Origin of the sequence: Ruminococcoides intestinale, assembly GCF_040095935.1 — a bacterium.
In the GTDB taxonomy this organism is placed as follows: domain Bacteria; phylum Bacillota; class Clostridia; order Oscillospirales; family Acutalibacteraceae; genus Ruminococcoides; species Ruminococcoides intestinale.
Map to the genome: position 1 here is coordinate 216,959 of NZ_JBBMFQ010000001.1, position 13,656 is coordinate 230,614.

At 33.4% G+C, this 13,656-nt stretch carries 8 protein-coding genes; all 8 read left to right on the forward strand.

Annotated features, from left to right (window positions below; all coding sequences use genetic code 11):
* The first annotated feature begins 49 nt into the window (after positions 1 to 49).
* The 8 genes from WMO31_RS01025 (at position 50) to WMO31_RS01060 (ending at position 13,648) form a co-directional block, all read left to right on the forward strand.
* A complete protein-coding gene (locus WMO31_RS01025; protein ID WP_144017150.1) occupies positions 50 to 1,243 on the forward strand; it encodes a site-specific integrase in 1,194 nt (397 codons plus the stop codon).
* A 208-nt stretch (positions 1,244 to 1,451) separates the two neighbouring features.
* Entirely contained in the window at positions 1,452 to 5,372 is a 3,921-nt protein-coding gene (locus WMO31_RS01030; RefSeq protein ID WP_367999059.1) for a putative Ig domain-containing protein, read from the forward strand.
* Between the two features lie 325 nt (positions 5,373 to 5,697).
* On the forward strand, positions 5,698 to 6,612 hold the full coding sequence (locus WMO31_RS01035; RefSeq protein WP_195231104.1) for an FHA domain-containing protein: 915 nt from the start codon (positions 5,698 to 5,700) through the stop codon (positions 6,610 to 6,612).
* A gap of 8 nt (positions 6,613 to 6,620) precedes the next feature.
* Positions 6,621 to 7,679 (forward strand): AAA family ATPase, encoded by a 1,059-nt coding sequence (locus WMO31_RS01040; RefSeq protein WP_195231103.1) that lies wholly within the window; start codon positions 6,621 to 6,623, stop codon positions 7,677 to 7,679.
* 14 nt (positions 7,680 to 7,693) lie between these two features.
* Positions 7,694 to 7,948: an EsaB/YukD family protein gene (locus WMO31_RS01045; RefSeq protein WP_195231102.1), complete on the forward strand. Its 255-nt coding sequence runs from the start codon at positions 7,694 to 7,696 to the stop codon at positions 7,946 to 7,948.
* An 11-nt stretch (positions 7,949 to 7,959) separates the two neighbouring features.
* On the forward strand, positions 7,960 to 12,474 hold the full coding sequence (essC, locus tag WMO31_RS01050; protein WP_195231101.1) for a type VII secretion protein EssC: 4,515 nt from the start codon (positions 7,960 to 7,962) through the stop codon (positions 12,472 to 12,474).
* Between the two features lie 74 nt (positions 12,475 to 12,548).
* On the forward strand, positions 12,549 to 12,842 hold the full coding sequence (locus tag WMO31_RS01055) for a WXG100 family type VII secretion target (protein ID WP_195231093.1): 294 nt from the start codon (positions 12,549 to 12,551) through the stop codon (positions 12,840 to 12,842).
* Between the two features lie 89 nt (positions 12,843 to 12,931).
* Positions 12,932 to 13,648 (forward strand): coiled-coil domain-containing protein, encoded by a 717-nt coding sequence (locus WMO31_RS01060; protein ID WP_195231091.1) that lies wholly within the window; start codon positions 12,932 to 12,934, stop codon positions 13,646 to 13,648.
* Positions 13,649 to 13,656 lie beyond the last annotated feature (8 nt).

The window sequence follows — 13,656 nt, forward strand, 5'->3', positions numbered from 1 at the left end:
TGTAGTCAAGCATATCAAGGCTCTTTCCATTATGGAAAGGAGCATAACGATGTCGGAAAAAAGACGGGATAATAAAAATCGTATTCTCCGCACCGGAGAGAGCCAGAGAAAAGATGGGAGATATGCCTACAAATATATAGATACCTTTGGAAAACCGCAGTTTGTTTATTCTTGGAAGTTAGTGCCTACGGACAAAACCCCGGCAGGAAAGCGTGACGATATAGCGTTAAGGGAAAAGGAGAAAGAAATCCAAAAAGACCTTGACGACGGTATCGACCATATCGGAAAGAAAATGACAGTCTGCCAGCTTTACGCAAAGCAGATACGCCACCGGGCAAATGTGCGACATGGGACAAAACAGGGGCGAAAACAGCTCATGCGGATTTTGCAGGAGGATAAGCTGGGAGCCTGCCGGATTGAAAATGTGAAGCTCTCCGACGCAAAGGAATGGGCGTTACGCATGAAAGAAAAAGGTTATGGCTTCAAGACTATCAACAACCACAAGCGTTCCTTAAAGGCTGCCTTTTACACAGCTATACAGGACGATTGTATCCGCAAAAATCCGTTTGACTTCCAGTTGAACACAGTCCTTGAAGATGATACGGAACCAAAGGAACCTCTATCCCCTACGCAGGAAGCAGCTTTCCTGTCCTTTGTACAGAGTGATACCGTTTATCGGAAATATTATGATGAGATTATCATACTGTTAGGGACAGGACTTCGCATTTCGGAACTCTGCGGACTGACGGAAGCTGACATTGACTTAGACAAACAGCTTATCCATGTAGACCACCAACTTTTGAAGATTGCAGATGTGGGCTACTATGTGGAAACGCCTAAGACGAAAAGCGGCAACCGGGTTATTCCTATGAGTGAAAAAGTGTTGGAAGCATTTCAGCGGGTGCTGAACAAACGGAAATATGTACAGCCCGTTATTTTGGAGGGCTACACAAAGTTTCTGTTCCTTAACCGGAATGGCTTGCCAAAAGTGGCAGTCAATTATGAAAGTATGTTCCGGGGGCTTGTAAGGAAATACAATAAAACGCAAAAGGTAGCATTGCCAAAGGTAATGACACCGCACACCTTACGCCACACATTCTGCACCACGTTAGCAAATGCAGGAATGAACCCAAAGGCATTGCAGTATATCATGGGACATTCCAACATCAATATGACGCTGAATTATTACGCGCATACGACTTCCGAAACGTCGATAACAGAAATGAAGCGGTTGATTGCATAGTAGTAAACGGAGAATTTACTACTCCACATACTACTTTTGAACACCAAAACATACGGGGATATAAGAAGATTTGAGAGTATCTTCCATAACGAAAAATGCCGGAAAAGCCTGTAACAATAGGCTATACCGGCATATAAGAACTTTTGAAAAGATAGTCAAAAATTACTTTGTGATTTAAAATAAACAAGTTAGAAGATTACTATCATATTTGCTTACAGTAATGGTGATAGTAACGGCAATTACTTCAACGGGTGTTGTAGCTCACGCTTCTATGTTGCCGTTGGAAGAAGTCAAGGCGTATTTGGTCTTGAATGGAAAAACTGATGAGGAATTATCCTCAATGAAGTTGGATGATGTACTGGATATGCTTGTTGATTCAGAGGGAAACAAGATAGAAGTATCCAACAATGCTACAACTGTTTGGAAATATACAAAATCTAATGATGATGGATTAGAAGAATACAAACAATACAACATTGGGAAAAATGAAACTATTGATTTATCTATAGACGCTGATATAAAGGCTTATACTATCGAATTGATTATAGGTTCTTCAAACCAATTAGACAATGATAATATTAGGTATATTATAAAAGTCTTTATTACCGACACTGTTAGAGATGAAATTGGTTATGATTTATACTTGCAAGAAGCATCCGGAAATCGATATTTAGTGACTCCGGAAAGGAAGAATTCGGGAGTAAACACCCAAATACCAAAATTTCCTTTTGCTGTGAATGAATATGTTGTTTCTGAACCCGAAAATGGAAACCAATACTATTTGGGAATTTCATCTATTGCCGACGAACACCCAAATATCAAAACAGAAGTATATGATTTTTGGGCATATATCAGTAGTGGCGGAAATACAGAAAATATTGATTCAATAACTGATGATATACTAAATCCCAAAATGGATGAAAGCAATCCCGGATTAGCAATAAATTACGGTGAAACAAATTGGTTTGCTATTGTATACTTAGATAATAATAATAATGTTATTGGACAGTCATTCATAACTTTTGCAGCTGTATCAGATACAACATATGTAGATGTAAGTTTGTATGCTAAAAATGGAAATGAATTTACAGATGCAGTATTACTTAATGTGGATCACATTGGATTTGAAGATGTAGATTCTTCATTTGCGGGTAAAGGAATACATGAACATTGTTTGATGCTTAAGGATGCTTATTCCGTAGATTCCGAATTATATTGTGTTCTTAATGCGCACGGAGTAACATACGGAGATCAGGCCAATAGTTATGTTAAAAAAGCAGTTGTCGGTTGTTATGATTCTTTAGAGGAAGCTGCAAATTGCGAAGATATAAAAGACCAGTTAATTCCGGTTGATCAGACATCATCTTCAAGAGGATATAAAGCAAATTATAATTATGAAAATGGCGGAGTTCAATTCACAATCTTTTTTGAGGACGGCAATGTTTGGAGATTGGCTGTTTTAGCTATGGAGTACACTCCAAAGTATGATAAAAATTATTTTAAGCCATATACAGATAAACCCATAATTGGTCAAAAGGATCCTTGGTTTAATGTAACGGGTGCAATAGATGGCAATGGAAAAGAATACAGCGTAGATAAAGGTAATGCATATGTTGTTGAAAACGGCAAAAATATCAATATGGATACATATTACGGTTATGGCTATCAGACCGTTTTTATAAAAGATGACTCTAACTCTGATGTTGATTTATCCAATATGAAACCCATATTCAACTATACGGATGAAAATAGATTATATGCCGTTTCCGAAGATACCGGCGACAAAGTTGATGAAACGCACACAAGAGATTTTGCCGAGGCAAATCAGCAGTATACATTAGTATTTGATGATAATGAAAATCAAAAAAGAAATTATTGGATTACATATAAGAAATTAAATAATAATGGACCGGAGCTTTATGTTTTAGGACCGCAAGAAAGAGAAGTAATATTTGATGATTACTTTGGAGACAAGCACGACATTCTGATAGCTAATGTTGGTAATGCTCCCCTTACAAACTTGAGTGTTGAACTTCGGAATACTGAGAATGTTAAGCTCGACGGTTACTGGACAGTTGGCGGTAAGAACAACGATACATTAGCTGCTTTTTCAACCACCTCTAAAACTACTCAATACGGAGAATTACCTAATATGGGAAAGATTCGTTTGGTACCCGATGGTAACGGCGAAGTAAAAGGTACAGTAGTAATTAAGGCCGGTGAAGTAGGAAAAGAGCAGGAGGTTGTTATATCACTTAACGGTACAGTTAAAACACCGGAAATTATAACCGATAATTTGAGTGATGCAGTAAAATATGTACCTTATCAATACATAATTGCAACAGATAATATTCATGATAACATAAGAGAAGAATTTGAAATTGTTGAAGGTGAGCAGGCGTTACCTAAAGGATTGGTATTTAATAAGAAAACAGGTGAGATTTCAGGTGTTCCGCAAGTTCCCGATAATAATGCCGAATACGAAGATTATGAATTCACAATCAAAGTTAATTACTTTAATGAAGGTGAAACTGAATCATTCGAATCAGTAAGCAAAAAATTCAAATTGAGAGTTAATTCAAATACCAATGACAATGTTTATAACGCTTCAGATGAAGGCTATACAATTAAGGAACATATCGGTGCTAAAACTGAAAATTCACACGAATTTGTTTTGGAAAATATTGAAGAAGATCAGCTGTTTGTTTCAAATGGTAGCTATGGTGAGTTTGTCGATTTGTGGCTCAACGGTGAAAAATTAGAGGAAGGCATAGATTATGACTCGGAATCAGGTAGCACTAAGATTACCATAAAGAGTCAGACTTTTGAAAATAAAGCTGATAAGGACGGAACAAATACAATAGCGATGGAATTCCGTAACGATGATAATGAGGTTAACCGTACTGCCCAAAACTTTAATATTAAAAAGCAATCAAACACAGATAAAGATAAGGATAAGGCAAATAAAGAAGCGGCTGATAAAGTAGTTGCATTAATTGACGCTTTGCCAAACAGCGTTTCAATTTCCGATAAGAGTGCCGTGGAATCTGCGAGAAATGCTTATGATGCTTTAACCTCGGCACAGAAGGATTGTGTTCCTGAGTCCAGTTATAACAAATTGGTAGCGGCAGAAAATGCTATAGATACTTTAAATAAAAACCGAACAGCGGCTCAACCTGTAATCAATCTTATTGATGAAATTCCGACAAGTATTACACTTGATTGTAAAGATAAGGTAACAGCCGCAAGAAGTGCTTATGATAAGCTTACATCGGAACAAAAAGAGTATGTAACAAATTACAGTAAGTTAAGTGCTGCGGAAAACGCAATTGAAACATTAGAAGCCGAAGAACAGGCTCGCGCAAAAGACAGAGCGGCAGCGGAACCGGTTATTGAGCTTATAGACGCTATTCCATCTACGGTAACATTGGAAAGCGAGAATGCAATTACAACGGCTCGAAACGCTTATAATATTCTCCTCTCTAACCAAAAAGGCTATGTAACTAATTACAGTAAGCTTACAAACGCTGAAGATAAGCTCGCTGAATTGAAAAAAGATACTGACGAAAAAACCGTCAATATGGTTTGCAGTATCATTGATAAAGACGGTAAAGCGTTAGTTGATTACATTGCCGAAATTCATTCCAATGTTCTGCAATCAAGAACAGATGAAAACGGTTTTGCAAGATTTTCAAATGTTTTAATTGACGAACACACATTAATTATTAAAGATTCTAATGGTACAAAGTGTGCGGAAAAGACATTTAAAATTGTTGAGGGCGATTCGTTATCTATATCCGGTAATGAAATTACAGCAAAGGCAGGTTCAACATTTACATTATCGGTATCAGTAAATGATGGAAATATCAGTTTCTTAAAAGTTGAATCGGGAGATAAAGCCCCCGAACTTGAAAATGAGGATGATAAAACGCACTCAATAGATATTTCTGACAGCGCTAAGGATGAAGAAAATATTGATGATAAAACAATTGACATTACTAATAATTCTGCAACCTCACTGCAGACCGGCGATAACAGAAAGATGTATGCTTGGTATTTATTATTAATAGCTTCTTGGTCAACACTTGTCCTTATTTTTATCAGCTGCAGAAAGAAGAAAAGCAGATAGCAAACGGTAACGATAGTGGGTGGCAGTATTGCTGCCGCCCACCAATAGCAATCGTATAAAGAGTATAAGATGAATTTTGTTATGTTACAGCCAATTATATTTTTTGTCTTGTCATTTTGTTTTATGGTAATTGCTGTTTGTTTGATCGTAATAATTGTTCATTCAAACAAGAAGATAAAACAATCAGACAAAAAAGAATTAATTATCACAGAAGAAATAAAAAGCGTAAATACAAGTGAAGAATGTGATTTGTTTTTAGACTCAAATTCACTATTAAATTGAATTTGAATGTGAAAACTAAATAAATTTTGAGGCGGAAGTGAGTATGATAAAAAACGAAAAAATGATGATTTATGATGAATTTGTTTGTAATTCCAATATATCGTATGTATTAAGAGACAATTCGGTGTTTTCTTCAACCGGATATAAAGTACTGCAAAATCAGAAAAATGATTGTTTTGTAAAATGTTGCAAGATGATATTAAACGGAAGAATACAGCTATACTACATAACAGAAGAATATATACAATTATCAAAGCTGATATTGTCAATTGACGCTGATATCTTTATATCAATAACTTCGGATTTTATTTCCCACATAATGTCTGTTAAAAGTAACGGTTTCTTATCTTGTAAAAACATAGATCTTTCTTTAGAACACATTTATGTTGATCCTTTAACAAATCATGTAAGACTAATCTATCTTCCCCTCAATGTCGATTTGTATAGTGATATGTTTCAGTTTGAAAGATCATTGAGAACTGAAATATGTAAGGCAATTAAGATGTCAAGTTCACTTAATTCTCCTCAAACTAATAAGTTATTAAAAAACTTGAATGATGAGACTGTACCAATTGAAAATTTAATTTGCAGTTTTGGCGGGGGTAAAGAAGCCGGAAATACTTATTTGAATAAATTCGGGCAAAATCTTGTAAAGCAATCAATGCGTTTAGTGGCTGTAAATACTCCGTTACCTTTTGAATTAAAAGTAAACAGAGATGAATTTACTATAGGTAGAAAAGAATCTCAAGTAGATGGATTAATTTCGTTTAATAAAATGATAGGCAGAGTTCACTGCAAAGTTAATTACATTAAAGGCAGTTATTATATTACTGATTTACAAAGTGCAAATGGTACTTATGTAAATAAAGTCAGAATAACACCAAATGAGCCGTGCAGAGTTGAAAATGGGGATATTGTCAGGTTGGCAAACAGTGAGTTTCGTGTAGAGATTATGTAGGAGGTACTATGGATAAAAAAGCCAAAATAGTAATAGCTGATTTGGATTTTGATTACATTATGCCTTTACAAGCCCGATTGGCTAAAATGTATTACAATCAAGTTGAATTGGAAATTATTACTGATAAGGACTATTATAAAGAATTTTTGAGTTCTCCCAAAAGCATTGATATATTGTTAGTTTCGGAAGAACTATACGATAACTCTTTAAACAGACATAAAATTGATAATATCTTTGTGCTTGTTGAGAATGATGACAATGACAAATCATTGAATCAAAATTTACTTTATAAGTATACAAGCGTAAAAGAAATACTTAATATTATTTTCAGTAAGAGCAAGGCCTCTTTAAGTTATAACACTAAAAGCATTACAAGAAAAACCAAGGTAATATTGGTGTTTTCTGCAAGTGGAGGTGTTGGAAAAACAACGTTATCGTTAGGCCTTTCAGCGTGTTTGGCAAAAAATTATAGATCTGTTCTATATATGGAAGCTTGCAGATTGAACACATTTCATTATTTTGTTAGCGATAAAGAACCAATAGCAACAAATGATGTGTATGCAAAATTGGGTATGGATGACATACCGAAGTATAATTTATTGAAGAATTATCTGAAAACAGAATTGTTTAGTTATGTGCCTCCTTTTAAGGCATCGCTTATGTCTTTAAACCTAAATTATGATATATTTGAAAAAATAGCCGTTTCATTTAAAAAATCGAATGAATTTGATTGCATTGTGATTGATACAGATAGTGTATTTGATGACTACAAGGCAAGATTATTAGAAATTGCGGACAAAGTTTTAATCGTTACCAAACAAACGAAATCCAGTGCATTTGCTTTAAAACAATTAATTGTAAATATGTCCGGATTAAATTCAGATAAATATATTATCGTTTGCAATGACTTTTGTAAAGATTCTGAAAATGCGGTTATTTTACCTGAATATGCATCCTCATTTTCAGTAAACGAATATGTTAATCATATAGAGAATTGTGAAACAAAAACGCTTGAAAATTTATCAGAGGAAGATACTATTAAAAGATTATCTTTCCTTATGATATAAATTTGGAGAAAACTATGGAAACAAAAAAAGCAATTATCGTATTCGAAATATCAGAACGAAAAGAGTCGTTTGATTTAGAAATACCTTTGGATATTTCAGCTAATGATTTAGTCATTGCGTTGAATTCTGCATTTAAATTAGGAATAGATGTGTCTAATATTAAGAAATGCTATTTATCTTCTGAGCATCCTATAGCCTTAATTCGCGGAGATAAGAGCCTTAAGGAATTCGGAATAAGAGATGGAAGTTTGATAAGTTTTAATGGGTAGGAGATAAAACGGTGAATAGATATAAGATAATACTGTCTAACCAAAATGTTTATAAAGAAATTGAAATTCAAGATAATGTCTTAAAACTCACAGTGGGAACATCTTTGGAATGCAATGTTAGATTACATAAGGATTTGTTTTTTGAGGAGTTTTTATTAACTTTTTCAAAACAAGGTGATTTATGGATTGTAACATGTTCTGATAACTTGTTTTTGAATGTTGGCGATGTCAGAAAACTGTTGAACAAATCCGTGAAGCACGGTGATGTTCTGAGTGTGAAGTATCAGGATTCTGATGTTGAAGCATTCAATATTGAATTTTTGATAGATTTTGATAATGAAAGTAAGAACTACGAACGCATAATAAATGTATCAAATTGTTCAAATATAAAAATTGGTACTAACCATTCGTGCCAAATTAGTTTAAAAGGTCATTATGTAAATAATGATTTGCTTGAATTTCAGAGAAATAAAAAAGGTTTTTCTGTTAACATAATTAATACAACCTACGGATTCTATTTAAATGGTACTAAGACTATATCAAAATGTACTATAAAAGATGGGGATTTTTTTTCTATTTCAGATTTTGTTTTTTATTACAAAGATAGAAAAATCTGGACAGAAATTAGGGAAGATATAACAGTGAACGGCCTAACTTTTAGCGATAATCCCATTCCTGTCAATTATCCCAAATTTCAAAGAAATACCAGATTAAAGAGTGTATTAAATGATGATGAGATTGAAATACTTGATCCACCCTCCAAACCGAAGAAAAATCGTGATAACATATTAACCAGTTTGTTACCATCTATGGGAATGTTAATGTCGTCCGGCTTTATGGCTTTAGCGGGTGGCTCTAATATGATTGTTTTTAGCGTTATTACCGGTGGTATGGCTATTTTGACAACAGTAGTTAACTTGGTCCAAAATAAAAAAGACTTCAAAAAAGAGATTCAGGATAGAATCGATAAATACACAAAGTATTCAGAAAATAAAGATAAGGAAATCATAGAATCAAGAAATCAAGAAAGAAGACAGTTGGAAGAACTCTTTATTGATACCAAAAAAGAACAGCAAAGACTTTTCTGCTTTTCTGAAGAACTTTTTGACAGAGTCCCTGAAGATGATGATTTTCTCAATGCTAGATTAGGAATCGGCAGTGTGAAAGCCATTAGAAAAATAAAATATAAAAAGCAGGAAAAATTAGAAATTGAGGATGATTTACAGTTAATACCCCAGAAGTTGTTCCAGAAATATGAAATGTTGCCTGATGCGCCTGTTGTATGTGACTTTACAAAATGTAATTGTGTAGGAATTATCGGTAAAGAATCAAACAGGTATTCAATATTCAAAAATATTGCTATAGATATTTGCATTCGGCATTATCCTAGCGATGTAAAACTATTTTTTATATCTGAAAAACACCATAAAGAAAGAATTCAGTGGCTACGATTTCTTCCTCATGTAAAAAATGAAGTAATTGATGCAAAAAACATTGTTGTTGATGAAGATAGTAAAAACAGAATTTTTGATTATCTTTTCAAAGAAATGTCTTTTCGTGAAAACGAAAAAGGACATCAAAATGAGAAAGATTATGAAAGAATAGTTGTATTTTTTTATGATGAATACGGCTTTCAGAATCATCCTATATCAAAGTTCATTAGTAAAGCCAAAGAACTTAACATAACTTTTGTTTTTATGAGCGATGCAAAGGGCAATGTGCCGTTAGGATGCGATTCTTTTATATTTGTAGATTCAGCAACAAAAGGCAGAGTTGTTTCTGCTGAAAATAAAGAAGAAGTAACTGATTTTGAATATGAGACTATTGATGATGCAACAGCGAAAAAAATGGTTGAAGTATTAGCTCCTGTTTATACAGAAGAAATTTCTCTTGAAGGTGCTTTAACTAAGAATATTTCTATATTTGAAATGTTTAATATATTTGATGCGACTGATATTGATTTGAAGTCAAGATGGAATTCATCAAAAGTATATCAATCAATGGCTGCTCCTATAGGTGTTACAAGAAGTGGTTTAGTATATTTGGATTTGCATGATAAAGCACATGGCCCGCATGGTTTGGTTGCCGGTACAACTGGTTCTGGTAAATCAGAATTATTACAAACATATATTTTATCGATTTCTACTTTATACCATCCATATGAAGTGGCGTTTGTAATTATTGATTTTAAGGGTGGTGGTATGGTAAATCAATTCAGAAATCTTCCACATTTATTGGGAGCGATAACCAATATTGATGGAAAAGAAATTGACCGTTCATTAAAATCAATAAGAGCTGAATTGCAAAAAAGGCAGAGGTTGTTTTCTGAAGCCGGTGTTAATCACATAGATAAATACATAAAAAAATATAAATCAGGAGAAGTAAATATACCTATTCCTCATTTGGTTTTAATTGTTGATGAGTTTGCTGAGTTAAGAGCTGAACAGCCCGACTTTATGAAAGAATTGATTTCAGCATCGAGAATAGGAAGAAGTTTAGGTGTTCATTTAATACTAGCAACGCAAAAGCCTCATGGACAAGTAGATGACCAAATTTGGAGTAACTCAAGATTTAAATTGTGCTTAAAGGTTCAGAATCAAGACGATAGTAATGAAGTTTTAAAATCTCCATTAGCCGCTGAAATTAAGGAACCGGGTAGAACATATTTTCAGGTAGGAAATAATGAAATATTTGAGCTTTTACAGTCTGCTTATAGCGGTGCTCCAGCAAAAACAATAAATACTAATGCTAAAGAGTTTACTATAAGACAAATCAATGATTCTGGCAGAAAAGTACCAATATATACGCAAAAGAAGAAAAAGCAGAAAGGAATAAATACCACACAATTAGATGCAATTGTAAAGTATGTAGATGAATTTTGTAAAGACAACAATATAAAAAAGTTATCTAATATTTGTCTTCCACCACTTCCAAAGATTATATCGTATCCTCAAAAAGTTGATATAGCTAATGGCTTGCTTGATATAGGTGTTTATGATGATCCAGAGAATCAAATTCAAGCATCAACATTTGTTGATATAAATAATAAAAACACTTTGATTATTGGTTCATCTCAATATGGCAAAACTAATTTACTTCAAAGTATGATTAGAACACTTGCTAATACTTTTACTCCAAAAGAGGTAAATATATATATTATTGATTTTGGTTCTATGGTATTAACTAACTTTGAAAGCTTAAATCATGTGGGAGGAGTAGTTACCTCGTCTGAAGATGAGAAGTTAAAAAACTTATTTAAGCTCTTGAACACAGAGATTGCTGTTAGGAAAGATAAATTAGTTGAAGTAGGAGTCAGTTCCTTTTCCGCTTACTTAGAAGCAGGATATAAAGACATACCTCGTATTTATTTACTGGTTGATAATCTTACAGCATTGTTGGAGTTATATTTACAAGATGATGATAGTTTGATGAATATTATCAGAGAAGGAATTTCTGTTGGAATTACAACAATAATTACAAATTCGCAAACTTCAGGAATTGGATATAGATATATAACCTATTTTGCTAACAAAATTGTTTTCAACTGTAACGATGTCAATGAATATGTGAATTTATTTAATCGTACGGATATTTTTCCGGATGAAGTACCTGGTAGATGTATAGTTGAAGCTGATAAACGAGTTTTGGAGTGTCAGTCTTATTTGGCTTTTGAGGGGGAAAAGGAAATTGATAGAGTGCATGAGATGCATAAATTTATTGCTGATTCTAATGCCAAGTTTGAAAATTTAAAAGCTAAACATATTCTGAGTATACCTCAGATTTTATCATGTGATATGCTACACAAAGAATTTGGTGCAAAAACAAATGATTATAATTTGCCGATAGGATTGACCTATGCTGATGTATCTCCGTTTTACTTAAATCTTACACAATTAGGAATAATGGGATTATGTGGTAAAGAAAACACTGGTCACAAAAACTTTATTAATTATATGATTGATTCTCTTGAGCAAAATAGGGTAAAATCACCTTCAAAAGTTGTGATTTTGGATGATTTTTCAAGAAAATTTAGCCATTTGAAAGATAAGGATATTGTCGATACATACACATTAGATTGTGATACCGTAGTAGAAATACTTAAAAAGTGGCATACAATTCTTGAAAATAGGTACAACAGTATGGTTGAAACAGGAACTTTCGGTGATTCAAACGAATTGTTGCTCTTGATTATACAGAATAATGATTTAGCTAAGAAAATTAATGATGACTGGGATATAATGGAAAAATTTAGGGATATAATTACAAGGTTCAAGGGAATGAATGTTGCGGTTGTCTTCTCAAACTTTATAAACGCTACTGTTTCTTTTGACTCACCTGAACCATTAAGGCTGGTAAAGCAGCAACAACATATTATTTTCTTTGAAGATTTAAATAATCTAAAACCATTTGACGTCCCATATGAAGAGTTTAGAATTAATAAGAAAAAGTTGGAAATGGGGGACGCATATTATATTTTAGATAATATGGTTGTGAAGCTGAAATTAGTTAAATCAGATTTCGATTAACTATGTTTAGATAGTGGATTGGCAACTGCCGATTTTACTATATATCAAGAACAAATTATAGGAGGTGAAAAATAATGGCAAATCAGATTAGAATGACTCCGGAAATGATGAGAACAAGAGCAAGCCAGTATACAACTCAGGCTGGTAACCTTCAGGATATTATTAATGCAATGGATAGATTGCTTACTCAGTTGCAGTCTGAATGGGAAGGTGAAGCCAGCAGAGCATATGCAGCAAAGTTTGCGGAGTTGCGCCCTGGTTTTGTTAAGGCAAAGGATCTTATTGATGAGATTTCTGCAGCACTCAAGTCAACAGCTAACATTGTTGAGCAAACCGATCAGAATATTGCTGGTCAGTTTAGAAAGTAATTACTGTTTTATGGAGGCAGCGGCGGATAATACAATATACTTAAAATCTGCCGTTGCCAAAATAATACGGTTGTTTGGGAGGATGTCGCATGGCATACACAAAAGCTCAAGTTAATTATAATATTAGATACAATGAAAATTTAGTTAGACAGTACCAAAATACTTTAAATAGCCTTAATAGCAGAATAAATCAAGCGAATAGTAGAATTAATCAGTCACAAGGTAGGATTAATACGGCTAATAATAAAATAAATAGCAATAATAGTAAGATTAATCATGATAACGGTAAGATTAGTCAGATTAATTCGCAAGCTTCACAACTTGAAAACCAGATTAATGAATTAAATAGATTAAAAAGCAAATATCAAGCTTTACAAAATAATTTTGGTATTAGACAATCTCAGCGACAAAGTATATTTAGCAGAAACTTTTCACAAAAATTTAACCTAAGGTTTATTACGTCATATATTTCTGGGATGGGAAATCTGTTATACGGAGGAGAATATAGGAATGCATATAATGGTTTAACATCTGCTATGAGTACAATTCAGAGTAAAATAAATGCAATTCAGAGAGAGATTGATAATCTTAGGAGTCAAATCAATAGTTTAAGAAACGAAATCAATAATTTGCAAAATGAAGTTAACGGTTTGCGTAATGAAGTTAATAGTAACCAGAATAACATAAACAACTGTAGAAATGAAAAAAGTTCGCTGCAATGGCAGATTAACGATACGAATAGCAAATTATCTTATCGTAGAGGTAGAATCACATATTGGCAAAATCAATTAAGGTATGCAAGGTGACAGGAGGA